General features: G+C 62.5%; 19 protein-coding genes. 13 read left to right on the plus strand and 6 right to left on the minus strand.

Features of this window, described 5'->3' with window-relative positions; genetic code table 11:
- Positions 1–2: 2 nt before the first annotated feature.
- From HNQ65_RS06355 to HNQ65_RS06400, 10 genes are all read left to right on the plus strand, one after another.
- Positions 3–1,619: a glycosyltransferase gene (locus tag HNQ65_RS06355; protein ID WP_184338657.1), complete on the plus strand. Its 1,617-nt coding sequence runs from the start codon at positions 3–5 to the stop codon at positions 1,617–1,619.
- 38 nt (positions 1,620–1,657) lie between these two features.
- Positions 1,658–2,908 (plus strand): glycosyltransferase family 4 protein, encoded by a 1,251-nt coding sequence (locus tag HNQ65_RS06360; protein ID WP_184338658.1) that lies wholly within the window; start codon positions 1,658–1,660, stop codon positions 2,906–2,908.
- Positions 2,909–3,645: 737 nt separating this feature from the next.
- Positions 3,646–4,485, plus strand: a complete 840-nt coding sequence (locus HNQ65_RS06365) for a hypothetical protein (RefSeq protein WP_221306056.1) — start codon at positions 3,646–3,648, stop codon at positions 4,483–4,485.
- An 8-nt stretch (positions 4,486–4,493) separates the two neighbouring features.
- The gene (locus HNQ65_RS06370) at positions 4,494–5,771 is read left to right on the plus strand and encodes a porin family protein (RefSeq protein ID WP_184338660.1); all 1,278 of its coding nucleotides are present in this window, start codon (positions 4,494–4,496) and stop codon (positions 5,769–5,771) included.
- A gap of 34 nt (positions 5,772–5,805) precedes the next feature.
- Positions 5,806–6,519, plus strand: a complete 714-nt coding sequence (locus HNQ65_RS06375; protein WP_221306057.1) for a polysaccharide biosynthesis/export family protein — start codon at positions 5,806–5,808, stop codon at positions 6,517–6,519.
- Positions 6,520–6,528: 9 nt separating this feature from the next.
- Positions 6,529–8,766 (plus strand): GumC family protein, encoded by a 2,238-nt coding sequence (locus HNQ65_RS06380; protein ID WP_184338662.1) that lies wholly within the window; start codon positions 6,529–6,531, stop codon positions 8,764–8,766.
- Positions 8,767–9,128: 362 nt separating this feature from the next.
- On the plus strand, positions 9,129–11,012 hold the full coding sequence (locus HNQ65_RS06385; RefSeq protein ID WP_184338663.1) for a DUF1549 domain-containing protein: 1,884 nt from the start codon (positions 9,129–9,131) through the stop codon (positions 11,010–11,012).
- 80 nt (positions 11,013–11,092) lie between these two features.
- Positions 11,093–12,418: a DUF1501 domain-containing protein gene (locus tag HNQ65_RS06390; RefSeq protein ID WP_184338664.1), complete on the plus strand. Its 1,326-nt coding sequence runs from the start codon at positions 11,093–11,095 to the stop codon at positions 12,416–12,418.
- A gap of 15 nt (positions 12,419–12,433) precedes the next feature.
- Positions 12,434–13,498, plus strand: coding sequence for a WD40 repeat domain-containing protein (locus HNQ65_RS06395; protein WP_184338665.1), 1,065 nt, complete (start codon positions 12,434–12,436; stop codon positions 13,496–13,498).
- 303 nt (positions 13,499–13,801) lie between these two features.
- Positions 13,802–14,398: a hypothetical protein gene (locus tag HNQ65_RS06400; protein ID WP_184338666.1), complete on the plus strand. Its 597-nt coding sequence runs from the start codon at positions 13,802–13,804 to the stop codon at positions 14,396–14,398.
- Between the two features lie 176 nt (positions 14,399–14,574).
- Here HNQ65_RS06400 and ybeY read toward each other — a convergent pair whose 3' ends face one another.
- From ybeY to HNQ65_RS06430, 6 genes are all read right to left on the minus strand, one after another.
- Positions 14,575–15,024, minus strand: coding sequence for an rRNA maturation RNase YbeY (gene ybeY, locus HNQ65_RS06405; protein WP_184338667.1), 450 nt, complete (start codon positions 15,022–15,024; stop codon positions 14,575–14,577).
- A complete protein-coding gene (locus HNQ65_RS06410) occupies positions 15,024–16,760 on the minus strand; it encodes an HD family phosphohydrolase (protein WP_184338668.1) in 1,737 nt (578 codons plus the stop codon). Before HNQ65_RS06410 ends, ybeY begins: the two co-directional genes overlap by 1 nt.
- An 87-nt stretch (positions 16,761–16,847) precedes the next feature.
- Positions 16,848–17,819, minus strand: a complete 972-nt coding sequence (locus HNQ65_RS06415; protein ID WP_184338669.1) for a PhoH family protein — start codon at positions 17,817–17,819, stop codon at positions 16,848–16,850.
- Positions 17,819–18,262 carry a hypothetical protein gene (locus tag HNQ65_RS06420; protein WP_184338670.1) on the minus strand — a complete coding sequence of 148 codons (444 nt, stop codon included), beginning with the start codon at positions 18,260–18,262 and terminating at the stop codon, positions 17,819–17,821. The genes HNQ65_RS06415 and HNQ65_RS06420 overlap by 1 nt, the downstream gene beginning before the upstream one ends.
- Before the next feature lie 55 nt (positions 18,263–18,317).
- Positions 18,318–19,142 carry a hypothetical protein gene (locus HNQ65_RS06425; RefSeq protein WP_184338671.1) on the minus strand — a complete coding sequence of 275 codons (825 nt, stop codon included), beginning with the start codon at positions 19,140–19,142 and terminating at the stop codon, positions 18,318–18,320.
- 480 nt (positions 19,143–19,622) lie between these two features.
- The gene (locus tag HNQ65_RS06430; RefSeq protein ID WP_184338672.1) at positions 19,623–20,375 is read right to left on the minus strand and encodes a hypothetical protein; all 753 of its coding nucleotides are present in this window, start codon (positions 20,373–20,375) and stop codon (positions 19,623–19,625) included.
- Positions 20,376–20,576: 201 nt separating this feature from the next.
- Here HNQ65_RS06430 and HNQ65_RS06435 point away from each other — a divergent pair, with 201 nt between their 5' ends.
- The 3 genes from HNQ65_RS06435 to HNQ65_RS06445 all read left to right on the plus strand — a co-directional run bounded on the left by HNQ65_RS06435 (position 20,577) and on the right by HNQ65_RS06445 (position 24,607).
- Positions 20,577–21,917: a coproporphyrinogen-III oxidase family protein gene (locus tag HNQ65_RS06435; protein ID WP_184338673.1), complete on the plus strand. Its 1,341-nt coding sequence runs from the start codon at positions 20,577–20,579 to the stop codon at positions 21,915–21,917.
- Positions 21,918–21,964: 47 nt separating this feature from the next.
- On the plus strand, positions 21,965–22,516 hold the full coding sequence (locus HNQ65_RS06440) for a hypothetical protein (protein ID WP_184338674.1): 552 nt from the start codon (positions 21,965–21,967) through the stop codon (positions 22,514–22,516).
- A gap of 699 nt (positions 22,517–23,215) precedes the next feature.
- A complete protein-coding gene (locus HNQ65_RS06445; protein ID WP_184338675.1) occupies positions 23,216–24,607 on the plus strand; it encodes a trypsin-like peptidase domain-containing protein in 1,392 nt (463 codons plus the stop codon).
- The last annotated feature ends 420 nt before the right edge of the window (positions 24,608–25,027 follow it).

Raw genomic sequence — 25,027 nt, forward strand, 5'->3', positions numbered from 1 at the left:
CCATGAAAAGAAACGCACGGATCTTTCTCACATTGCTGCTAGGCGCGGGCCTGTGGCTGGCGCTCAAGCCCACTCTGGGCAACCGCCGCTTCACCTTCCTGCCCGTGCGCTTGTCGGAGCAGGTGGATCACATGGATTTTTTGCTCAATGCCGGAGCCTTTGCCCTTCTGGGGCTGACGGTTTGGCTGGCCTTTGGCGCACTGCGCCAGGTGCTGCTGCGCCTCTGCCTCATGGCCGGATTCATGACGCTGCTCAATGTCTCCCTTGAGATCGTGCAGACGCGCATCCCCGGACGTTCGCGAGATCTTGATGATGTGTGCGCAGGCCTGGTAGGCTGCGTGGTGGGCCTGTGCTGTGGCTTGCTGGTGGATGTCTGGCATTCACGCCGCAGATCTGGAAGCAGCGTGCCTCGGGTGCTTTTCCTGGATCAAACCGGACGCCTCGGTGGCGCAGAGCTCATGCTGCTGGACATCGTCTCCGCACGCTCCGCAGACAGCGAGGTGGCCTTGTTTCAAGACGGCGAATTCCGCACTGCCCTGGAAAAAGCAGGCGTGAAAACGCATGTGCACAAGCTCAGCGACGAAGCTGCCGCCGTGGACAAACAGGCTCGCCTGAGCAGCGTGCTCGGCATCATCCCGGCCATCGTGGATCTGGTGCTGCAGATCGCGCAGACCGCACGTGCTTTTGATGTGGTGTATGCCAACACCGCCAAGGCCCTCATCATCGGCGGCCCCGCCGCACGCCTGGCTGGCCGCAGGCTCATCTTCCACCTTCACGACATCATCTCAGACGGTCATTTCAGCAGGCTCAATCAACGCGCCCTCATCGGGTGTGCCAATGCCTGCGCCAGCAGCGTCATCGCCAATTCTGAAGCCACCAAGGCGGCTTTCATCGCCAGTGGCGGTCGTGCATCACTCTGCGTCGTGGTTCCAAATGGCTTCCACATTCCTGAAGAGCGCACTTCTGCTGAAACAGTGCGCGCACTTCGTTCCGAACTGCAGATTCCTCAGGATGCGTGGGCCGTCTTGATGGCAGGCAGGCTGGCTCCATGGAAGGGACAGCACGTACTGCTGGAGGCTCTGCGCTGTGTACCCGGCGCGCATGCCGTGCTGCTGGGAGACGCGCTTTTCACCGATGAAGACCGCCGTTATGCGCAGCAGCTGCACACTGCAGCGGAAGAGCCTGCGCTCGCAGGCCGCATCCACTTCGCGGGCTTCAAGACGGATACCCTGCCCTACTTTGACATGGCAGATGCAGTCGTGCATGCCTCCGTGCATGCGGAGCCTTTTGGCCGTGTCATCGTCGAAGGCATGCTGGCCGGGAAACCGGTGATCGCCACACGCGCAGGCGGTGCAGCCGAGATCCTGCGGCATGAGCACACCGGCCTGCTCGTGGCGCCAGGAGACGCTGCCGAGCTTTCCGCTGCGCTGCTTCGTCTGCAAAAGGAGCCGTCTTTCGCCTCCAGCCTGTCTGTGCAGGCACAGCAGACCGCGCGCCGTGTTTACGCACTCAGCTCCGTTCAGGAGCAGATCGAGTCCGTCATCCGCCAGACCGCCCGCCTCACGCCCGCACCTAAGGCAGCGGAAGAAACCAAATCCCAGATCCATCAGGTGGCATGAACACCCCCTCCAAAATCCCCCCCCAAGAAGCGCAAGCCATGTGCAGCATCAAATCCAAACGTCGCGTCGCCATCGTCCATGACTGGCTCCCTGTTTACGGCGGAGCCGAGCGTGTGCTGGAGCAGATGCTCATGGTTTATCCGGACGCCGATGTCTTCAGCCTCATCGATGCACTGGACGAGGAAAACCGGAAATTCCTCAAAGGCCGTCCGGTCAAAACCTCCTTCGTGCAGAAGCTCCCCGGCGGCAAAAAATACTACCGCCACTGCTTCCCCATCATGCCGCTGGCCATCGAGCAGTTTGACTTCAGCCCGTATGACATGGTCATCACCAGCAGTTATGCCTTTGCCAAAGGCATCATCACCGGCCCGCGCCAGCTTCACCTCTGCTACTGCCACTCTCCCATCCGTTACGCATGGGATCTGCAGACGCAGTACCTTAAGGAGTCACGCCTGGATCGCGGCCCCCTGACCTGGCTGGTGCGCGGCATGCTGCACTTCATCCGCATGTGGGACAGCCGCACCTCCGCCGGCGTGGACGCCTTCATGGCAAACTCCCGCTTCATCTCCCGCCGCATCGAAAAAGTCTACCGCCGCGACGCCACCGTGGTTTATCCGCCGGTGAACATCGACCGCTTTGAAGTCGGCACGGAAAAGGAGAACTTTTATGTCACCGCATCGCGCCTCGTGCCCTACAAGCGCATCGACCTCATCATCCAGGCATTCAATGGCATGCCTGACCGCCAGCTCGTCGTCATCGGCGACGGCCCGGAGCTGCCCAAGCTGCGCCGCCTTGCCGGACCGAATGTGAAAGTCATGGGCTGGCAGCCGCAGGAGGTGCTGAAAAGCCACCTCAAGCGCGCACGCGGTTTCGTCTTCGCTGGAGAGGAGGACTTTGGCATCATCCTGCTTGAGGCCCAGGCCAGCGGCACACCCGTCGTCGCCTTCGGCCGTGGTGGCGCGCTCGAAACCGTTGTCGAAAACCAGACCGGTCTTTTCTTTGGAGAACAGACCACTGAATCTCTGCAGGGAGCGGTGGCCGAATTTGAGAGCCGCCAGTGGAATGCTGATCAATGCCGGCAGAATGCCGAACGCTTCAGCGCCCAGGTCTTCCGTGAAAAATTCCATCAGTTTGTCGAGTCTGAATGGGAACGATTTGCCGCCATGACCGCAGGCGTGGACACCGCCACAGCCAGCCGTCACGGACATAGGCTCAGCACCCATGAAGACGAGTCAAGAGAGCAGAGCGCCCCTCTGGCCATGCGTATGCAGCCCGTGCTGCATTCCTAAGCGCATGATCTGACAGAGCATTCTCTGAAAAGGCAGCCACACGACGGGCCGCCTCACGCTCTGCCGAAAGCCTGTGACTGATGGCGGAGCCATGCCCAAATCCAGCCTTTCCCTGCGTGCGCTAGACGATGCCTGCGCTGAACAGGGCTGGATGCGCCTTCCTGCCTAGCGCTGACTGGGCCCGGGCGGCAGAAATGATCATCATGTTTGAGCCACTGATGGCAGAGCCATGCTCGCATAAGCAGAAAATCCATACACAAGCTCCATTTATCTGCTTCAGCACGCCCAAGCCCCCATCTTACATTAGGTTCTTTGACAAGATTATTAGCGTGATTCAAAAAACTGTAATCACTCTAATCCACCACGGTCTTTCCCTCTGGAAATTGCCTCACGTAGTGTCGGGCAGGCGGCAACACTTATTCCGAATCAGGATTTTTAAGGGCTAATTGTCGGATAATGAATGCTCAAGCCCTTCAAGAGTAAGCAAAGTCTTAACCGGATTTAAGTCACGCAGGTATCTCTGCGGCCGCTGGTCTGCTCTATGTTTGATAATGATTCTGAACAATCGAGTTATCATGGCAAATGTCACATCTCTGCCGAGCTCTGGCCGGACACGGTGGCTGCAGGGTCTGTTCGCATTCGGAATGGCGGCGGTGCTGCTCGCTGTTCCATCCCCGCTCCGCGCTCAACAAGGCACTTCCGTCACCGCACGTTTCTCAGCGGTCAAAGGTGTGGTGATGATCTCCCTGAATGGAGGCGGTGAAAAGCCGGTCGAAAAAGGAGACACCATCCGCTCTGGCACGGTGATCTCCTGCGGCGCGGACTCCGGCGCTTCTCTCAAACCCCTCCCCACCCTGCACATCATCCTCTATCCGGACAGCAAGGTGCGTTTTGACAGGGCCGACATCAACAGTGATGGCGGCGGCGGAGTGATGTGCACCATCATCGCAGGCAAAGCCCTCTTTCATGTGGATGAAAACGTTCCCGGCAGTCCAGGCGGCGGCGCTGGCAGCCCACCACCCCCCGTCAAAGTTACCGTCGTCACAGATGAAGGCACGATCGTCAACAACATGGGCGGACCGCCCCAGCCTGCCGGCAACACCGCGCAAGGAGGAGATGCTGGCACTCCCGTCATCATCGTCACCGCCACCTGGACTGTGCAGCACGACGAAGGCCGCACCATCGTGGCGGTCGGCGAAGGCCTGAGCAATGTCACCATCGGCAAGGGTTCCGCTGCCACCAACGGCGAAGTGGGCGGACAGGTCAAAGTGCCACAGGGCTCGGTCATCTGGCTCTTCAACCGCGGCGGCAAGATCGAGGCCGAGCTGGTGGATACCAATACGGGCAAGGTGACCAACCTCACCGGTGGCTCCTCCTCGGGTGGCAGCAATCTGGTGGCCCAGTCCAAGCAGCAGATCGTCACCCCTTCCAGTGGCGGTGGCGGAGGCGGCGGCACTCCCAGCACCCCAGGCACAGGCCCGGGCATCATACCCGGCACACCCAACACCCCTTCCTCCAATCCTGACATGTCAACCCCCCAGAAACCGCTCCCAGTGGTCTCTGCGGACACCCCCTGATTCAGCCGATGCTCCCACAAAGCCCCTCCCCCCTCAGATCCACTGCGGCATTGCTGATGTGCTGTGCTCTGCTGCATTCCGCAGGTGCCCTGGCCCAGGACGCGCTGCGTGATGCAGCCGCCGGCACCAAGGCCTCACTGGCAGGCCCCGCCACCGAAGTAGCCAATCCTGAAGCCAAGGACTCCGAGGACCTCTTCCTCGAAGAGTACATGAACTATCAGATGAAGCTGCTCAAAAACTGGAAGCTGCGCGTCTTTGCCTCCGGCACCTGGCGCTATGATTCCAATGTGTTTCTGCGCAACGTCAACGCGCAGCATGACATGCTCTGGAGCGCACGCCCGGGCTTTCAGTATTCCTACGGCGATGAGACGGCCAAGCTGCAGGTTCTGGCGGACTACAATGCACAGTTCAACTTCTACGACAGGTTCAGCCAGCAGAACTCCATCAACCAGTTCCTGAGCCTCTCCCTAAACTACCGCCTGCAGAAGACCTCGTTCAAATTCTCCGGACTCTTCAACAAGGTGACAGGTGGTGACCTGGATGTAGGTGGTCAGGCACAACGCACTAATTTCACCCCGCAGCTTCAGATCATGCACGAGGCCACTGAAAAAGTGCGCGTCGGCATCACCGGCCAGCTTCAGCATACTCACTACAATTCGCTCATCTCATCCCAGACATGGCGCTTTGGAGTCTTCGCAGATTACGCCTTCTCCCCGCGTTTCCGCCTTGGGCTTCAATTCAATGAAATGATCCAGGAAGTGCAGCAAAGCGGTCGTCAGACCGGCCAGGACTACCTGGTGCGCATGGAGTATGAAGCCTCCAAGAAGCTGTCCATCACCGGCTCAGGCGGCGTCCATATCCTTCACACCATCTCCGCCGGGGACGCTACGCTGCCTGTCGGAATGCTGGGCTTGAAATATGCCATGAGTCCAAAGACATCCATCTATGTCAATGCCTATGCCCGTGCGCAAAACTCCCCCTCGCTGACCGGCCAGTTCTTCCAGTCTCAGGGGCTGCTGGCTGGCATCCAGCAGCAGCTCGGCACCAAGATCACCATCGGTACAGACATCGGCTACGACTACTCGCAGTATCACAGATACATCGCCGGTCTGGTCAGCAACCGCCGCGACCACGTCTTCTTCGTGCGCCCCTGGCTGAAGTATACCCTCAGCAGGCATGTCTCCCTGGAAGTCTTCTACCAGCACACAGACAACGATTCCAAGGGCTTCGGCGCACAGCCCTTCGTGCGCGATCTCGTCGGCGCCGGCCTCACCAGCACCTGGTAGCCACACATCATTTTTTCACCCGCACCCCATTTTTATGATCACTCCTCGGCATCTTCCCAGCAGGAAAAGCAGCGGCCTTCGTGGCATCTGCATCATGCTCTGCTGCCTGGGCGGCCTGCTCAGCACACTGCCCGCACAGCAGACCACCGCGCAGGCCTATGGCAGCCAGTCACGTGCGGGTTCGTCATCTTCTCCATCACCTTACGGCGTCACGGCATCCAATTTGCAGCAGAGAGCCGCAGCGCCTGCAGATTACCTCATCCGGGAGGGGGACATGGTGCAGATCTCCGTCTTTGACGAGCCTGATCTGGCCGCTGGAGGCAAAGTGCGCAACGACGGCACCATCCAGTGCCCGCTCATCGGCTCGGTCAAAATCCAGGGTCTGAGCCAGTCTGCCGCCGCCCGCCTGATCGAGACTGAGTACCGCAAGGACTACCTCGTGCACCCGGAGGTGAACCTCTTTGTCTCGCAGTATTCCTCCCAGCACGTCACCATTCTCGGCCAGGTGGTTCGCCCCGGCTCCCATGAACTGCCGGTGGAAAAGAACCTCACCATCCTGCAGGTCCTTGGGCTGGCAGGTGGCCCCACCCGCATCGCCAACCTCAAGAAGGTGCTCGTAAAACGCATGGTCGGCGGGCAGGAGAAGATTTTCAAAGTGGACGTAAACGCCATGGCCTCGGGGAACGAAACCATGATGTTCTATGTCCACGAAGACGACGTCATCACTGTGCCGGAAAGCTTCTTTTAATTCACCATCATGCAACCAGCTTCTCTCAATCTCACCCGCCCTGCTTATGAGATGCCGCCACGCATGGAGGCAGAAGCAGAGCCCCAGTCTGCGCTCAACCCGGCGCAGCTCGTGGACGGCATGCGCCGCCACAGCTGGATCCCCATCACCCTCTCTCTCTTCGGGCTCATCCTTGGCTACGCTTATTTTAAACGTCAGAAGCCTGTCTATGAAGCCGTCAGTGTGGCCCAGTTTGGCTCCGAGCAGCAGTCGCTGCTGGGGATGAACGGTGTGAACTCCCCGACAAGCCTGGCGGATGAAAAATCCGTCAACACCCTCATCCAGGCCGCCAAAAGCCGCGAGGTCATGGGCCGGGTGGTCTCTGAGCTGAATCTCACCAAGATTCCAGCCTTTGCTGGCGGACATCCTGCCTCATCCAAAGAAGCGAAGGACAACGCCATCTTCATGATCAACTCCATGATCCGCATTTCGCTGCGCAAGGATACGCGCCTGATCGACTTTGCCGTGACCGGAGCCGAGCCCGAGCAGGTGGCATCCCTTTCCAACCAGGCCGTCCTCAGTCTCGTGGCAGAGCTGGAAAGCCAGAAGAGCAAGACCATGCAGAGTGCCGTCCAGTCGCTCGTCTCCGAAGGTCAGCGCCTGCAGGAAAAGCTCAAGAAGTCCGAGCTGGCCATGCACGACTACAAGCGGTCCAACCAGGCCATCTCCCTGGATGAGCGCAAGGACCTCGTGCTTACCAAGCTCAAGGAGCTGAGTTCCGAGCTCAACCAGCAGTCCAAGGAGCGCCTCACGCTCGAAACCCAGCTCCAGGCCTGCAAGGAAGGCAAGCTGCCCCGCGATGAGTTGCTCAATCTCCCCACTATTGCCAGCCATCCCAAAGTCTCCAGCATCCTGACCCAGTTGCAGACCCAAAAGGCCTCGCTTGCCCTGATCGCAGAACGCTACAAGCCCAAGCATCCCAAATACGAAGCCATCCAGGTGGTCATCAACAGCCAGGAGGAGCAGCTCAATGTCGTTCTGGCGGACGCCATGCATCTGCTGGAGTCCAGCTGCGAGCACGCGCGCGAAATGGAACGCCGACTGCAGGAGCAGCTCAAAAAGCAGGAGTCTGACGCCCTCGATCTGGAACAGCTGGCCGTGCAGTACAATGTGCTCAAGCGCGAGATGGAGTCCGACCAGGCCGTGTATGAGTCCGTGCTCAGCCGCATCAAGCAGGTGGACGTTTCCAGAGGCATGGAAACACCGCCCATCTGGGTGCACCAGCTGGCCATGGTTCCTGGAGAGCCCATCTCCCCCAATGCCAAGAAGGTCGTGGGAAGTTCCACCGCAGGCGGCTTCATGCTGGGCCTGGCCATCATCGGCCTCATCGTCATGCAGGACCGCTCCATCCGCTCGGTGGATGATGCCCGCCAAAGGCTGCGTGTGCCGGTGCTCGGCACCATCGCCAACCTCCGCCCCTCGGTTCTGGCTGAAACGCAGAAGGCGCAGGAACAGAATCATTCAGGGCTTACTCCCGTGCTGCTGGCCCACAAGGCCGTGGCGGAAAACTTCCGCGAATTCCGCGCCATCATCGCACGTATGGCCAAAAGCTCGCACACCTGCCACATGGTGGTCAGCGCCGTGCCGGATGAGGGCAAGACCTTTGTCTCCACGCACCTCGCCGTCAGCCTGGCCAGCCAGGGCTTCCGCACACTGCTTATCGACATGGACCTCCGCCGCTCCCAGCTCGCGGATGTCTTCGGTATCCCCAGCACCCGCAAAGGCGTGATCGACCTCCTGCTGGAAGAAGTCTCCTTCTCCGAAGTCTGCCTCAGCGGCGGCATCGCCCACCTGGCCATCCTTCCGGCTGGCAAACGCGTGGCCAATCCTGCGGAACTCCTCTCCACTTGCGGTGTGGAGCGACTCAAGGAAATGGCCTTTGCCGCTGGCTTTGACCGCATCGTCATCGACACCGCCCCGCTGATCCCGGTCAACGACACGCTGGAACTCGGCGCGCTCGCAGACAGCACCTTCCTCGTGGTGCGCTGCAACCGCACCCCCACCGACATCGTCCAGGAAGCCATCCGCAAGCTCTACCAGACCGGCATCCCGCTCACCGGCCTCGTGCTCAACCGCCTGGCCCACCGCGCCCGCACCTACGACTACTACTACCACCGCTCCTACTACAAGGCGAACGACCAGGAGGAATCCGCCCCCCTTCGCCCCAACTCACGCGGCATGAGCAATCCGCCCCGGATCATTGGCTGATCGCGTTGCCTGTGCAGTGCAGGCGAGGTAGGGAGGGCTGTCCCCAGCCCTCCGTCGTCGGAGCCCAGCGTGTGCTCGAAATCATTCCCCCCACGAGAGCCGGTCATCCTCCTCTTCCTCTCGGAAAGGGAGAAGAAGAAGATCTGAGCTGCGAATGGCCAGGGTGTCTTCAGTGTGACAGACCCCGGCGCTTGGAGGACCAAGCGCCCTACCCGCGCCGGGCATGCGCATGCCCAACGCAAGGTAGGGAAGGCTGTCCCCAGCCCTCCGTCCGAGCCCAGCGTGTGCGTGCAGACGATTCTGCGCAAGAAATGCATGCAGATGGTGTAGTTTTGGCTTCCCCAAAACCCTGTTTCCCCTGCATGCTGCGCCGTTCTCTGGTTCCGTCGTTGTCCTTCACCTTTGCGCTCTCCGCAGCCCCCACGCTGCCGGGTGCCGATGCTGCGGCCCTGTGGTCTGGCAAGGTGCGGCAGATCCTGGATGTGAACTGCGTGAAATGCCACGGCGTGCTGGAGCAGAAAGGCGGCCTGGAGTTGGACACCCCGGAGATGGTGCTCAAGGGCGGTGAAAACGGCGTGGTGGTGCTGCCAGGAAAACCTGAGGAAAGCGTGCTCTACTCCAGCCTTCAGGCAGGGGCCGATCCGCACATGCCGCCCAAAAAGCAGCTCTCCGACGCCGATCGCGCGGCGGTGAAAGAGTGGATCTCCCAGCTGCCCACTGCTCCTGTGGCCATCAAGGCGCAGCCGAAACCGAAGCGCCAGTTTGCCTCCGGCGAAGAGGCCATCGCCACTCTTGTTGAAGAAGGCTGGAAACAAGCTGGCGTGAAGCCCGCCGCCCCTGTCTCGGACGCCGTGTGGTGCCGGCGTGTGTATCTGGACCTGGCAGGGCGCATCCCCACGCAGGCGGAGCTGGCAGCCTTTATGGCCGCACCGCAGCGCGATGCGCTGATCGACAAGCTGCTCGCCTCCCCCGACTACCCCGTGCGCATGCGCGAGCTGTGGGACACGTTTTTGATGGGTCGCCTGGTTCGCCAAAATCCGGATGGCCGGCGCAAGGGCTCCGGCTGGTGGACCTTTCTGGAAAAGGCCTTCAAGGACAACCGTCCGTGGAACGAGGTGGTGTATGACATCCTCTGCGCGCGTCCTGACCCCAGCCCGGAACGCAAAGGCGCGGCGTGGTTTTTGTTTGAGCGCAAGAACGACTACCAGAAGATCGCCGAGGCCGTGGCCCCGGTGGTGTATGGCACCAAGATCGACTGCGCCCAGTGCCATGACCACCCGCTGGCGCGTGAAATCAAGCAGGCGCACTACTGGGGTCTGGTATCCGCCTTCAACCGCAGCAAGAACGTGGACGCCAGCCTTGGTGTGGCGGAGAGCGCCGTCGGCGGGTTCATGAATTTCACCAACCTCAAAAAGGAATCCCAGCCCGCCGTGGTGGCCATGCTCACCGGCCGCACGCTGCCCGAGACCTGGCCCAGCGGTGAAACCAAGGAGGAGGACAAGCCCGATCTCTACGAAGACCCCAAGGCCCCGGTGCGCGTGCCCAAATACTCCCGACGCGAAGCCTTTGCCGATGCCGCCACCCACGACAATCCGCTGCTGGCACGCGCCTTTGTGAATCGCATGTGGGCGGCGCTGACCGGACGCGGCATTGTGAATCCTCCTGACGAAATCAATGAGCGCAACACGCCCAGCCACCCGGAGCTGCTGGACTGGCTGGCGGAGGACTTTGCCGCGCACCACTACGACACCCGCCGCGTGGTGCGCCAGATCGTGCGCAGCCGCGTGTATGCGCTGGGGGCTTCATCATCCGCGCCGGAGCTGTTTGCCGGCATGCTGGAGCGCCCGCTCACGGCGGAGCAGCTCGCACGCTCCTGGCGCGTGGCGCTGGACCTGCCGCCAAATGATGATGAGTTCCGCAGGCAGGTGATCGCCGCGATGCCGGATGTGCTGCCAAAGGAGTACACCGCCACCTTTCAGCAGGCGCAGTTTCTCTCCCACTCCCCCACGATCAATGCGCTGCTGAAGGCCGCACAGGGTGGCATCACCACAAGGCTCACCGCACTGCCAGATGCAGGTGCACGAGTTAAAGAAGCCTTCCAGTCCATATACAGCCGCCCACCCGCCGCCGATGAAGCCACGGCAGCCACCGCCCTGCTCAAGGCCCAATCCGCCAAGCCCGCCGAAGCCACCCGCGATCTCCTCTGGGCGCTGCTGACCAGCGCGGAGTTCATGGCCATGCCGTAGCCGGTGATTCACTGCTAAAAACGATGACGCCGTGCTGTAAAGTGATGCATCTTTCCTCCCCTCTCCTTCCCCACTGACTGATGAACCTCCGCGATCCCCATCCCCGCTGCCCCACGGCTGAGCACACGCTGCACCGGCGGCTGTTTTTGAAGGGCCTCACGGGCGGGGCCCTGGCCAGCACGGCCAGCTTTACCGGGCTGTTTCACAATCCAGTCTTTGCAGAGGAAACGAAGAAGAAGCAGAAGCACTGCATCCTGCTGTGGCTGTGCGGCGCGCCGAGCCAGTTTGAGACATGGTACCCGAAGCCGGGCAGTCCAGGCAATGGGCCGTTTGGGGCCATCCCCACCAAGATCCCGGGCATTCAGTTCTCCGGGCTGATGCCCAAGTGCGCCAGCATCGCGGACAAGCTGAACATCGTGCGCAGCATGAAGACCGGCCAGCCCGAGCACCTGCAGGCGATCAATCTGCTGCAGCGCGGCAGCCCGGAGCGCGCGGGCTTTGTGCGCCCCACGCTGGGCAGCACGCTCTCCCAGGCCATGGGGCAGATGGATGCAAAGCTGCCCAATTTCATCTTCCTCGACCCCATCCCCGGCGGGAATGAATTTGAAGGCTTCAAGGCGGGCAACTGGGCCGGATGGCTGGGCGCGGCGCATGCGCCCGTGCGCCTGGGCGGCGACTACACCAAGATGCTGCACGAGGAAGCCGCCAGCATCCCGGCGCATGATCGTGAATCCCGTGAAACCCTGCGCCGCTTTCTCACCGCCAAATATGAGCGCGACCGCAGCAGCTCTGTGGCGCGCAGCCAGAATGCGGCCTTTGAGCGCCTCAAGGGGCTGTCTGCCAGCGCAGACCTCTTTGACCTGAACAAGATCCCCGCCAAGGACCGCGAGCGCTACGGGCCGGGCAGCTTTGCCCAGCATGCGCTGATGTCCCGCCATCTGGTGGAAAATGGCGCGCCGTTCGTCATGGTAGCCAATGGTATGAACTGGGACAACCATGTCTTCAATCACGAGATCCACCAGATGCTCGTGCCGGAGCTGGACCGCGTGCTTTACCACCTGATCACCGACCTGGAGGAGCGCGGCCTGCTGGACTCCACGCTGGTGATTGCGATGGGGGAATTTGGACGCAGCCCATGGATGAATGCAGCACGTGGACGCGAGCACTACCCCAATGCCTGGAGCCTGATGATGACCGGCTGCGGCCTGAAGCGCGGCGTGGTCACCGGGGCCACGGATGTGGACGGCGTGGACGTGATCGAAAAGCCCTACAGTGAGCAGAACCTCTTTGCCACGATCTTCACGGCGCTGGGGATCGATCCCTATGCGGAGTATGACCTGCCGGGCATGCCCACCTTTCACCGCGTGGAAAACAAGATGGAACCCATCCGCGACATCCTGGCCTGAGACTGACCGCCGACCATGAAACTGACCCGTACTAAACAACATGAACTGCCCGCCGGTGTGCTGGGCCTGGCCTCCACCCCGGACGGCGCGCAGGTCTATGCCGCGTGCATGGACGGCACCGTGCATGCCGTGGAGATGGCCACCGGCAAGAAGGAGAAGTTTGAAGCCACGCACACCTCCTACGCCAGCGGCTGCGTGCTGCTGCCCGATGGCAAGACGCTGATCTCCGCCGGCTATGACGGCCGCCTGATCTGGCATGACGTGACCACGCGCAAAGCCATCCGTGAGGTGAAGGCGCATGAGTTCTGGAGCTGGGAGATGGCGCTGTCTCCCGATGGCAAATACGTGGCCAGCGTGACCGGACAGTACCTGCCCGGCGGCTGGAAGTACGAGCCTGCGGCGGAGACGGAGCCAGGCGTGCGCATTTACGACACCGCCAGCGGCGCGCTGGTGGCCAGCTACAGCCACACACCGCCCGTGCTGAGCTGCGCCTTCAGCCCCGACTCCAGGCACCTGGCTGCGGGTAATATGATGGGAGAGGTGCGTGTGTGGGACGTGCAGGCCAAGGACGGCAAGCCCGTGGCGCAGTGGAGCACGCCTGACTTCACCTCCTGGGGCACGACCAAGTCCCACCACTACTCCGGCGGCATCTACGGCCTGGCTTTTTCACCAGATGGGAATGCGGTGGTAGGTTGTGGTATGGGACCAATGGGCGATCCCATGGCAGGCAATGGCAAGATGACCTGGCAGCGCTGGGACTGGCGCGCGGGCAGGAAAATCGATCAGATCAAGGACGGCCAGCACGGCTCCGGCCTCATGGAGGCGCTGGCCTGGCACCCGGATGGAAAATACTTCCTCATGGCAGGCAGGCAGGCGCAGGGCACCTGGAATGTGGCCGTCTTCAGCGCAGCGGATGGCAGCCTCGTCTCCTCCCTGGACTCCAAGTCCCGCCTGACCAATGCCCGCTTCACCGCGGACGGCAAAGGCATGGTGGCCTCGGTCATCACCGGCGCCGGCAAGGTCAAACCCGGCCACTGGGAGCCCATGGGCCGCGTGCAGACCTACAGCGTGGAGGCGTGAGGCTGGCGGTATATTTGGAGTGCGGTCGCGCAGATGCACGGCGCAAGCCTGCATCGGAGCTACCGCTTTCGCGGGGTGTTGCGTGTTGCTGTGGCCTCAGACCACTGTCCGCCTACGGGTGGGTGCTTTCGACAGCCTCATTTTTCTGCATGCCACCGGGTCTGCGAAAGCGGTAGCTACGGTCGTGCCTCCCTTCGCAACCGCACTCCAAATCAGCGCTGCCTACTTCGAGCCAACCTTCTCCACCGCACCCCGCAGCACCGTCTCCTGAATCCGTGCCATCTGCTTTGCCTCTTCAGCCTCATGGTCGTCCCATCCGGCGAGGTGCATGAGGTCTTGCCTGACACTGCTTTGGCAGCAAATTCGTCGATTGTGTCAACCCGCCCGCCAGCTGCCGTCAAAAGCCGAAATCCCTCAGCGGTGCTGCTGGCAGTGATTCTTTCGATTGGGCTCGTTGCAATCGTAAGGCTGGGCGGAAATCATCCTGAAACAGGGACTCGGCTGGAGGATGAAAAGGTACTCTCCGCCTGCAGGCTCGAATGGGACCTCAATTCAGGATGGCCGACCTCTGCGCAGCTCCAAACGGTCCACGCCCGACCGCCTTTGACTTCTTCTCAGCTTCAAGTCGTCGAGGCAGCTTTTCGCAAGGCGAGATCAGCGCTCTCCCACAAAGATCATCCCCTTTCAGGGCCGCGCACCTTGTGGCGGTTCACCACCTCAGACCGGGAATATCACGTGAGCTTTGAGCCTCTTCGCTCCAGAGATGGCCACTCCGGGCCTTGGGTGTCGATCCATGCCACAAGTGCGAATGCATCGTGGTTTGACGGAGGCTCTGAGCACGAAGTGGAAGGCGATGACGCCCTCCCACTCATCGATCTGCTCGATCATTTGGCTTTCTGAGCCGTAGGTTGGGGTGTGTTTGGCGTCGAGAGCACACGCCTGCCCGACCGCCACCCTCCGTCAAACCGCCCGACCATCAGCGCATTCCTACGCCACGGTACTTGCCAGACGCTGGTGGACGGGCGGGCTGTCGCCACACCCATCCTACGAGCGCGGACGTTCCCGCCCGCGCGCTGCTACTTCGCGGCCACTTTCTCCACCGCTCCCTTCAGCACTGCCTCCTGAATCCGCGCCATCTCCTGCGCTTCTTCTGCCTCATGGTCATCCCAGCCAGCCAGATGCATGAGGCCGTGGACGAGATAGAGCGCCACTTCGTGGTCGAGGGGCTGGCCGTGGTCGGAGCCCTGTCTCAGCGCGGTGTCGGCGCTGATGAGGATCTCTCCATGATGGAAGGTGATGACGTCTGTGGGCGTGGGATCGTCCAGAAAGTCCCCGTGCACGCGGGCGATGTCGGCGTCATCCACGATGGTGATCTCAATCTCCTCCAGCAGCGCCAGCGGGGCGTCGGGAGATTTCAGCGCGGCGAGGCAGCCAGGCAGCGCCGCTTTGCCGATGCGGCGCAGCCAGGGCAGCGGGATGGCGTGGGCTTTCTGCCGGTTGTAGATACGGAGCTTGGGCAGCGGCATCAGGCGGCGGAGGCGGGCGGGGATTTGCGGCTGCGGGGCTTCTTCACCGGTACCACCACCTCGGCAGGCGGTATGTCAGAGGTAAAGGAGGCCTCCACGATCTTGGCGGATGCGGCAGGCAGCGCCGAGGCTGCGGTTTCCTGATCTGCGGCGGCAGCAGGCTCGTCGCGCACGATCACCTGCGTGCTGGGCCGGGTTTCCAGAGCCTTCTGGTATTTGATGCGGCCGTGCATCATGCTCAGCAGCGTCTTGGCAAAGCTGGCCTTGATGCGGGCAAGTTCGGCGATGGTGAGGTCGCACTCGTCCAGCTGGCCGTCCACCATGCGTGCCTGCACGATCTCGTCGATCATCGTCTCAATGCGGGAGGCATTGGGCTTTTCCAGCGTGCGGGAGGCGCTCTCCACGGCGTCGGCCAGGGAGATGATGGCGGATTCCTTGAACTGCGGGCGCGGGCCTGGGTAGCGGAAGGTCTCCTCGCTCACCTGAGGGATGTCGTCCTCCTTGGCCTTGCCGAGCTTCACGAGGCGCTCCATCTCGGCCTTCTGCTCCAGCGCCTGACGGTAGAAGTAAAAGGCCAGCGAGGTGCCGTGGTGCTGCTCGATGACGTCGATGATGCGGGCGTTGAGATTGTTTTTGATGGCGAGGTCCACGCCGTCCTTCACATGCGCGATGATGACGAGCGCGCTCATGCGCGGGGTCAGGTCCTCGTGCGGGCTGTCCGCAGGGTCCATGTTTTCGATGAAGTACTCCGGCTTGCTGAGCTTGCCGATGTCATGGAAATAAGCGCAGACGCGGCACATGCTTGCGCTGGCCCCGATGTTTTCCGCAGCGGCTTCGGAGAGATTGGCCACCACGAGACTGTGGTGGTAGGTGCCAGGGGCCTCAATGCTGAGGCGACGCATCAGGGGGTGGTTCAGGTCCGCCAGCTCCAGCCAGGAGACATCCGTGGTCACGCCAAAGACGCTCTCCAGAACAGGCAGCACTCCGCCCACGACCAAGCCGGTGACGATGCCGATGAGCAGCGGCAGGCCCACCATGCGGCCCACTTTTTCCTCCATGATGACTCCGGCGGCATCATGCAGCAGGAGCGAGTAAAACATGGCCACCACACCCACATAGAGCCCGGCCATGAAGAGGCGGTTGCGGCGGCGCACGCGCTTCGTCAGCAGCACGCCGGTGAAGCCCAGCAGGGCCGATGTAGCCATGTAGGTGGGCGCGGAGATGGAGATGCACACCAGCACGCCGAAGAGCGTGCCGTAAATGGCCCCGAAGAGGCCTATGCGCCGCCCCAGGATCACTGAGAGCACCACCGGCCCAAAGGCATGCGGCAGCACGATGGCCTTCAGCGTCTTGCCCCAGCTCAGGCTGGAGGACACGTCCAGCATCAGCAGCACGAGAGACAGGTGGGTAAAGATGGTGCCCAGCACGAGCACGAGCACTCCATTGTCGCAGACCTCCGGGCGCAGCACCACGCGCTCATGCACCACCATGGCAAAGCCGATGGCCGCTGCGTAGAGCATGTGCAGCCAGGTGACGGCGGGCAGCCCGTCCTCCACCTGCGTGCCCAGGCGCATCAGGATGCCCAGGCCGATAAAAAAGAAGATGTAGGCCACCACGGCACCCGCCGGGTGCGTGCGCATCTCATCAATGAGGTCACCCTCCTGGTGCTTTCGGCGCGTTTTACCGCAGGAAAGCCCTTCGCGTTGCAAACGGGCACGACGAATGGACTCGAACATGTGGGGGGGTTTGGAAGGAGACTGGAGGGGAGGCTACCACACATCAGGGGACAAACAAGGAGCTTTCAACCCACCCCTTGAAATGGGTCATTGTGTCTCATTTTTGCGAGTTCGTCCGGCTTGGTAGGCCTCGATGATGCGCTGCACCACCGGCAGGCGCACGATGTCCTTGGGCGCAAAGGCCACAAAGCGCACGCCCTCAACGTCCTGGAGCATTTCCACCGCCTCGCGCAGGCCGGACTTCACATGGCGGCGCAGGTCCACCTGGGAGGGATCTCCGGTGACCACGCAGCGCGCCCCCTCCCCCAATCGGGTGAGAAACATGAGCATCTGCTCCGTGGTGGTATTCTGCGCCTCGTCGAGGATGATGAAGGCATTCTTCAGCGTGCGCCCGCGCATGTAGGCCAGCGGGGCGATCTCGATGCTGCCGCGCTCGATCAGGCGCTCCGCCTCCTCGGGCTCCAGCATGTCGTAGAGCGCATCGTACAGCGGGCGCAGGTAGGGAAAGATCTTTTCCTTCAGGTCTCCGGGCAGGAAGCCGAGCGCCTCCCCGGCCTCCACGGCGGGGCGGGTCAGCACCAGGCGCTGGACCAGCTTTTCTTTGAGGAAATGCAGCCCCTGGGCCATGGCCAGGTAGGTCTTGCCCGTGCCTGCGGGGCCGATGCCAAAGACCACCTCGCACTCGCGCATGGCCTGCACGTAGGCGATCTGCCCACGCGTCTTGGCCAGCACGGCGGGGCGCTTGCCAGAGCCCAGCAGCTTCAGCTGCATGATGGCGTCTGCCGGGGCGTCTCCGGTGTCCCGCTGCACGCTCTCGGCCACCAGCCGCACCATGCCGGCAGACACCTCTCCGCCGCTGCGGCGCACCTTTTCCAGCTGGGTCAGCACCTCGCGCACGGCGGCGATCTGGTCTTCCTCCCCCTCCAGGCGCACCCAGCCCTCGCGGCTGGTGATGCCCACGCCAAAGGTGTCTCCGATCAGGCGCAGGCTGCCGAGGTCATTGCCCAGCAGCTTGTGGAGAAACTGCGGCGTCTCGTACGTGAGGGTTTCGACGGGCATCAGCGGTAGCCATAGGCCAGCGCCCAGAGGACGCTGGGGTCTGTCTTTGATTTCAGCTCAAAGACGATCTTGTAGGTGCCCGTTTTGGGCGGATTCACGCGGGCGCTCATGAAGTTCTTGTCCGCCTTCGCATTGATCTGTATGGGCTGGTTTTTCTCGTCGTACACCTTCATGTCCAGCGCCACTCCTTCCTGGCTGGTGCCCAGCCAGAAGGCGTATTCATTGCCCTTGAAAAGCTGGTGGGTGATCATGAGCTTCTGCCCGCTCTTCACCTCGCCATTCCAGTAGTCCTCACGCACGATGAAGCCCTGCTCGACGAAAGGCGTGGCCGCCTCCATGGCATAGTCATGCGACTCATCGACGGTGGCGTGCAGCAGCGTGGCGCAGGCCAGCAGAGCGACCAGGGCGGTGAGAGCTTGGGAGCAGAAGCGAGGGCACTTCATGAGGGGATGTTCCTTCCAGGGGTGAGATCGTGGGCGGGAGGCGGGTGCAGGCGGATTACTTCTTGGCCAGGATTTCGGTCAGCAGGCTGTCGCAGGTCTTGCCGATCTGGTTCACGGCATCCTTGGTAAAGCCGTCCACCGCGCCTTCCATCTGATCCTGCACCACGGCCAGGCCCTTTTGAATGGACTTCACCACATCGTGCTCGCGGGTGCTGCCGGGCATTTTGGAGATGGCGTTCACAAAGTGCTCCACCAGCATGGGCTGGTTCAGCAGCTCGGCGCGGTCGGCGGAAAAGCTCTTCTTCACCACGGAGGTCACAGAGGCGGTGCCGCGCAGCCAGCCGCCGAGGCTCACGCATTGGGAGAGGTCCATGTCCTTCATCTGCTCCATGGTGTCCTTCACGGTCTTCTGGGTCAGGTCAAACTCCTTGCGGATGGAGCTCCAGTTGCCCTTGTCAGCGGCGTCCAGGATGGCCTGCGCGTGGGGCAGCACGGACTTGCTGAGTCCGAGGCTCTTGGCCAGGGAGATCACGTCATGGCCTATGTCCTTGACCGCCTCCTTGTCCTGGGCCTGCACGGCCACAAAGCCCTCGGCCACCGTGTAGCCAAAGAGGAGGGAGAGCTTGGTGCGGTCGCTGGTGGTGGGGATGTCCTGCTTGCGCAGCTCGGCCTGCCAGTTGGGCTCGCCCAGCTTGTCCAGCACGGAAAAGACCTCGCTCGGCACGGGCACGATGACGTCGTCCACCACCTTGCCGGGGAAGGCCAGCGGGTCAAAATTCTCCACTCCCTTGGTGCCCTGGGGGGCGGCGGCGAGGGACAGGCTGCCAGCCACCAGCAGGGCGGCGGTCAGAGCAGGGCGGATGAACGGGGAGCTTTTCATGTCAAAAAATAACCGAGGTGAGAGCAGCACGGAGCACTGATGTCACTCAACCGCATCAGACCCAAATCGCAACTGGTTTGACCACCGAGCGCAGGCAGTTTCAAGAAATGCCCCCTGAAGAAATGATGCCAGGGGGCAGGATGAGCGCCGGAGACCACAGCCTCCTGTCATGCCAGGAGCTGCATGTGGCATCTCTGCCCGGCACACGAAAGCCGGCATATGGAGTGCGGTCGCGGAGATGCAAGGCGCAGGCCTGCATCGCAGCTACCGCTTTCGCAGGGGACTACGGGGAGGTTGCGGCCTTGGCCCGCCGTCCGGCCCGCAAATGGGTTCTTTCGGCGGACTCAGGATTTCCGTACGCCAGCGGGCCTGCGAAAGCGGTAGCTGCGGTCGTTCCTCCCTCCGCGACCGCACTCCAAAACGCTCCGTGCTTGCTTAGAAGATTGCCATCCGCTGCCTGCGCGCAGACCGCCCCTTGCCTCACTGCCGCCTTCCCATCTCGGCGTCCATGATCTTGCGGTAGGTGTCGCCGGGGGGCACGGTTTTGCGCACGGCGTCGGCCACATCCAGCAGGTCGTGGCCGTCAAAATGGGAGCGCAGGCTGTCGCTGGCCTGATCGGCGGCGGGCTTGCCGCCGCTGAGGGTCACGATGAGGGTCTCCCAGTTGAAGAGCATGCGCCACTTTTGATAAGCAAAGTAGCTGCGGGTGGCCTCGGGCGTGCTGGCTTTGTCGATCGCCGCCTCTGCGGCCTCCACAGCGGGCCAGGCCTGCAGGTAGGTGGTTTGCACGGGCTGGTATTGCTCGGGAGTGTAGGCCATGCCGGCGGCTTTCCAGGCGGTGATGATCTCGGCGTCGGTCACCAGCGCGGGGATCAGGCGCAGCAGCACCTCCTCGCGGGAGTGTGCGTCCGGTTTGGCGGCCAGTCCGCTGGCAGCGCTGGCCCGGGCGCTGGCGTACTGCCCGGTGCGCCATTCGGAGATGGCGCGCATCATCCACGCGGTGGGCCGCTGGGCGGGCTCCAGCTTGGCGATGCCGTCATTTGAGAGAAAGCTGAGCACCGACTGGTAGCCCGAAGGCGCGGCGGAGATGCGGCCGGAGAAGAGCAGGTCGGTGTCAAAGGCCCGCTCAAACTGCGTGCGCACGCCCGGAAAGCTGGCGCTGGGGGCGATGTCTGAGCAGGCGGGCAGCAGCAGACTGAGGCAGGTGGTGCAAAGCAGGACAAGGTGGCGCATGGTTGGCGGGACAGGGAAAGACTCATGCAGAGCTTGAGGCAGAAAACAACCCTCCGGGCGCGGCAGTTGCGCGGGTGTTTGTCCTATGCGCAGTCCTGCCATGACAGGGCAGGAGATGCGAAATATTTCCCATTTGCGCAGACGGGGAACAGTTTGATCGTAGAACTAGAATCGGCAGCCGTTATTTTCTTACCCCCACTCATGCAAACCACGCTCGACACTTCCGCTCCGGAGAAAAAGGTCCAACAGACCGAGGCTGGAAACTACTTTGTCTCCAACTACCCGCCCTTCTCCTTCTGGAAGCCCGATCAGGTGCCTGCCGTGGAGGCCGTGCTGCAGCAGCCTGCGCCCGCCAACATCCCGCTGGGTGTGTACTTCCACATCCCTTTCTGCCGCAAGCGCTGCCACTTCTGCTACTTCAAGGTCTATACCGACAAAAACGCTCAGGAGGTGAAGGCCTACATCGACGCCGGCATGCGCGAGATGCAGCGCTTTGCCAGCCAGCCGTACCTGAAGGGCCGCAAGGCGCACTTCGTGTACTTCGGCGGCGGCACCCCCAGCTACCTCTCCGTGCCCCAGCTCAAGGACCTGACCAACCGCATGAAGGACATGATCCCCTGGGACGAGGCGGAGGAGGTGGCCTTTGAGGCCGAGCCCGGCACGCTCAATGAGGTGAAGCTCACCGGCATCCGCGACATCGGCGTGACCCGCCTGAGCCTGGGCGTGGAGAACTTTGACGACCACATCCTCGAAACCAACGGCCGCGCCCACCGCAGCGGCGAGATCGAGAAGGCCTACCGCTTTGCCCGCACGCTCGGCTTTGAGCACATCAATATCGACCTCATCGCCGGCATGATGAACGAGACCTGGGAAAACTGGCGCGAGGTGGTGCGCAAGGCCATCGCCCTGCAGCCCGATGCCGTGACCATCTACCAGATGGAGGTGCCCTACAACACCACCATGTACCAGCAGATGAAGGCGGAAGGAAAAGTCACCGCCCCCGTGGCCGACTGGCAGACCAAGCGCGACTGGGTCAGCTACGCCTTTGATGAGTTCCAGAAAGACGGCTACACCGTGACCAGCGCCTACACCGTGGTGAAGGACCCGCAGCGCATCAAGTTCGTCTATCGCGATGCCCTCTGGGAAGGGGCCGACCTGCTGAGCAATGGCGTGGCCTCCTTTGGCCATCTGGGTGGCGTGCACTACCAGAACCAGGCCGATGTGGGCCCCTACATGCAGGCCGTGGATGCCGGGCAGCTGCCCATCTTCCGCGCCTACCAGACCACGCCGGAGGACCGCTTTGTGCGCGAGTTCATCCTCAAGCTGAAGCTGGGCCGCAGCGAGTTTGACTACTACGTGAAAAAATTCGGGCAGGACCCGCGCCAGTTCTTTGCGCAGCAGCTTGAATACATCGCCAAGGAGGGCTTTGCCACGCTGGACGACAAAGGCGTGACCCTCAGCCGCGACGGCCTGCTGCAGGTGGACCGCCTGCTGCATGATTTCTTCCTGCCCCAGCACCGCCAGTACGCCCGCTACACCTGAGCCACGCCCCACTCCCTCCCCGACGCAACCGCACCCCCACATCGGCGATGAATGAGGCACCCCGGCAGGACGAGGACATTCTGGCTCCTCTGATCTTCTTTTACGGCATCGGCAGCGCGCGCCCGCGCGTGACCTTTGTGCAGCCCCAGGAGCTGGCAGACCAGGAGCGCTTCCTCCTCGTGCACGACAAGGACATGACACCGCACCTGCGGGAGTATCATGCCAGCGAGATCGACCTCGACGTGGCCGCCCGCGCCCGCATCGGCAACTACCTCGTGCGCGCCTCCGTGCTGCATCGGCGCAATGACGGCATGCCGGTGGAGTTTGGGGCCATCGGCATCCATCTGGACATTTTGCCTGAAGAGGCCCAGCAGCTCGTGCTCGAGGGCCTGGTGCCCTTTGGTGCCATCCTGGAGCGCTACCAGGTGCCCCACTCCAGCCACCCACGCGGCTACTTCCGCATCTCCGTGGACCAGCGCCTCGCCGACCTCCTCGGAGCCACCAGCGGCCAGATCCTCTTCGGCCGCTGCAACGAACTGCGCCACGGCAGCGGCCGAGTGCTGGCCGATGTGGTCGAGGTGCTGCCGAGGATGCATTGAGCTGGGGGTACACCCAGCGCAAGGTAGGGAGGCTGGTCCTCAGCCCTCCGCCGTAAGCGGTGTAAACGTGCGAATGGCATGACGTGGTGGCGGAGCCCAGCGCAAGGTAGGGAGGGCTGTCCCCAGCCCTCCGCCGTAAGCGGTGTAAACGTGCGAATGGCATGACGTGGTAGCGGAGCCCAGCGCAAGGTAGGGAGGGCTGTCCTCAGCCCTCCGCCGTAAGCGGTGTAAACGTGCGAATGGCATGACGTGGTAGCGGAGCCCAGCGCAAGGTAGGGAGGGCTGTCCCCAGCCCTCCGCCGTAAGCGGTGTAAACGTGCGAATGGCATGACGTGGTGGCGGAGCCCTGCGCTGGCGGCTTGCGGTGGGGTGGTGTTCTAGCAGGGTGCTCTTATCGCGATAGACCACGGCTGCTTGGGGACAAGCAGCCCTACCTGCGCCGGGCATACGAGCACCCAGCGCGAGAAGGTAGGGAGGGCTGTCCCCAGCCCTCCGCGTGAGCCGGATGTGTGATCGAATGACATGACGTGGTGGCGGAGCCCTGCGCTTGTGCTGGGATGCATGCTGAAGCGCGAGCCCCCCCTGAAGCAAGGCATGCCCCATCCCCTGCCCGGCTGGATTTGTGGCGGAATGGCTGCTGCGAGTCTCGTAATAGCATTGCCTCAGATGCTCGGATTTGCTTAAAATCCCTCAATAACGATGATCCTGCAAATCCAGTGCCCCAGCTGTCAGGCTGCTCTCTCCGTCGAGCAGCGCTTCGCAGGCAGCCAGATGCAATGTCCCTTCTGCCAGCAAGTGTTTGCGGTGGCTCCGCCTCCGGTCGTCCCCGTCGTCCAGGCTACAAGGGTGGTATCCGCCCCGCCGGTGCAGAGACCGGCAGGGCCGCCAGCGAGTGGCAGGCCGCAGCCTCGTGGTCCTCAGGCGGCAGCCAAGGCTGCGCCGAAGCCCGCCGCGCAGGCCAAGGGCATGACGGGCATCATCGTCAGCCTGGTGCTGGTGGCGGGGCTCGTGCTCGGCGGGGGCTGGTATCTCTATGGGATGGTGAAAAATTACCAGTCCGAGGACGAGCAGCTGGATGCCGCCATCAAGAGCCAGCTGGAGGCCAAACGTGCGGCCTCTGCCAAAGCCAAAAAGGAGGAGGAAGACGAGAAGGCCACCCTCATGGCCTCGCTCAAAAAGCTGGTCTCCGAGCAGCTCTGCCAGGGAAATGACAAGGTGGCCGGGGAGATCCTGCGGGAGATCGACGCTGTCATAGCCGAGGCGGACAAGCTCATGGCCGACGCGAGCATCGACAATGATCCCTCCGACATGCGGGCGTTTCTGGCCGAGCACATGGAGGGCCGCCTGAGGGCCAATCCCACCATCTATCACTGGCTGGGCGGCAGGATGTCACCCAAGGATTTCTGCGGCCTGCTCTTTGGCGTCCAGCCGCAGCAGCAGGTCAGGAGGGAGCGCGGGCAGGTGGCCGATTTCCTCGTCGCAGGCAATTACGCCGCCACGGGCACCGGATTTTACATCTCCAACGATGGCTGGCTGCTGACCAACGAGCACGTGGTGCATGACGCCACCGAGGTGGATGTGCGCGGTGCCGATGGCGTCATCCGCCGTGCCCAGGTGGTGAAGACCGACCTGCAGGGAGACGTGGCGGTGCTGAAGACCGGCGAGCCTTCGCCCCGGTGGCTGCCTCTCGCGCCGCAGGAGGGCACGATGGGGGCGGCTGTCTTCACGGTGGGCTTCCCCAATGCCACCGTGCAGGGAGTCGAGCCCAAATTTACCGACGGCCGCATCAGCAGCCTCAGCGGCATCCGCGATGACAAGGACCACTACCAGATCACGGTGCCTGCACAGCCGGGCAATTCCGGCGGCCCGCTGGTGGACGTCAAATCAGGCGCCATCGTCGGCATCGTCTCCGCCATTCTCCGAGGCCGTGAAAACGTCACCTACGCCATCAAGGCCCGCGTGGCCGCCAGCCTGCTGCAGGCCATCCCCGCTTTCACCGCTGCGCAGGCGCGGATGCCCGCAGGCGCAGACATGGAGACCCTGGCCTCGGAAGTACGCGCCGCCATCGTTCTGGTGTTGGTGAAGAAGTAGCAAGGCGCGGCAATGCTGGGCGTTGCGCAAGCGTGAGGGATCGGGACGATCCCTCTCCGCCAGAGCATGTGCTGGCCGCATGGGATGCTGAACTCCACCCGTAAGCGGTGCGGGGCGCTGATTGGCACGCGAAAGCATCCCATGCATTGGCATGCCACGAGACACTCGAAAGCGGCAGCTTCGCGTGCCGCACTCCAAATTCGCTGCGCGCGCTCTGGCGCTATTTGGAGTGCGGTCGCGGAGGGAGGAACGACCGCAGCTACCGCTTTTCGTGGGCCGAGTGACGATGCGAGCATCACGCAGCAATGAGAGGCAGAGGCTGGGGTGCGAGATGTGGCGCACGCGGGCCAGTCAGCCCACGCATGTCACGAGACTGCATCCTGTGGGCCACGATGGCTGCGGCCTTTCCGCTCAATGTAC

The sequence above is a fragment of the Prosthecobacter vanneervenii genome, from assembly GCF_014203095.1.
GTDB lineage: Bacteria > Verrucomicrobiota > Verrucomicrobiia > Verrucomicrobiales > Verrucomicrobiaceae > Prosthecobacter > Prosthecobacter vanneervenii.

Excerpts from the sequence above, each read along its gene's own strand:
- HNQ65_RS06380 (WP_184338662.1), top strand. The coding sequence starts at position 6,529 with ATGCAACCAGCTTCTCTCAATCTCACCCGCCCTGCTTATGAGATGCCG.
- HNQ65_RS06400 (WP_184338666.1), top strand. The coding sequence starts at position 13,802 with ATGGTCGTCCCATCCGGCGAGGTGCATGAGGTCTTGCCTGACACTGCT.
- HNQ65_RS06415 (WP_184338669.1), bottom strand. The coding sequence starts at position 17,819 with ATGCCCGTCGAAACCCTCACGTACGAGACGCCGCAGTTTCTCCACAAG.
- HNQ65_RS06355 (WP_184338657.1), top strand. The coding sequence starts at position 3 with ATGAAAAGAAACGCACGGATCTTTCTCACATTGCTGCTAGGCGCGGGC.
- HNQ65_RS06440 (WP_184338674.1), top strand. The coding sequence starts at position 21,965 with ATGAATGAGGCACCCCGGCAGGACGAGGACATTCTGGCTCCTCTGATC.
- HNQ65_RS06410 (WP_184338668.1), bottom strand. The coding sequence starts at position 16,760 with ATGTTCGAGTCCATTCGTCGTGCCCGTTTGCAACGCGAAGGGCTTTCC.
- HNQ65_RS06430 (WP_184338672.1), bottom strand. The coding sequence starts at position 20,375 with ATGCGCCACCTTGTCCTGCTTTGCACCACCTGCCTCAGTCTGCTGCTG.
- HNQ65_RS06425 (WP_184338671.1), bottom strand. The coding sequence starts at position 19,142 with ATGAAAAGCTCCCCGTTCATCCGCCCTGCTCTGACCGCCGCCCTGCTG.
- ybeY (WP_184338667.1), bottom strand. The coding sequence starts at position 15,024 with ATGCCGCTGCCCAAGCTCCGTATCTACAACCGGCAGAAAGCCCACGCC.
- HNQ65_RS06375 (WP_221306057.1), top strand. The coding sequence starts at position 5,806 with ATGATCACTCCTCGGCATCTTCCCAGCAGGAAAAGCAGCGGCCTTCGT.
- HNQ65_RS06385 (WP_184338663.1), top strand. The coding sequence starts at position 9,129 with ATGCTGCGCCGTTCTCTGGTTCCGTCGTTGTCCTTCACCTTTGCGCTC.
- HNQ65_RS06395 (WP_184338665.1), top strand. The coding sequence starts at position 12,434 with ATGAAACTGACCCGTACTAAACAACATGAACTGCCCGCCGGTGTGCTG.
- HNQ65_RS06390 (WP_184338664.1), top strand. The coding sequence starts at position 11,093 with ATGAACCTCCGCGATCCCCATCCCCGCTGCCCCACGGCTGAGCACACG.
- HNQ65_RS06360 (WP_184338658.1), top strand. The coding sequence starts at position 1,658 with ATGTGCAGCATCAAATCCAAACGTCGCGTCGCCATCGTCCATGACTGG.
- HNQ65_RS06420 (WP_184338670.1), bottom strand. The coding sequence starts at position 18,262 with ATGAAGTGCCCTCGCTTCTGCTCCCAAGCTCTCACCGCCCTGGTCGCT.
- HNQ65_RS06435 (WP_184338673.1), top strand. The coding sequence starts at position 20,577 with ATGCAAACCACGCTCGACACTTCCGCTCCGGAGAAAAAGGTCCAACAG.
- HNQ65_RS06445 (WP_184338675.1), top strand. The coding sequence starts at position 23,216 with ATGATCCTGCAAATCCAGTGCCCCAGCTGTCAGGCTGCTCTCTCCGTC.
- HNQ65_RS06365 (WP_221306056.1), top strand. The coding sequence starts at position 3,646 with ATGATCTCCCTGAATGGAGGCGGTGAAAAGCCGGTCGAAAAAGGAGAC.
- HNQ65_RS06370 (WP_184338660.1), top strand. The coding sequence starts at position 4,494 with ATGCTCCCACAAAGCCCCTCCCCCCTCAGATCCACTGCGGCATTGCTG.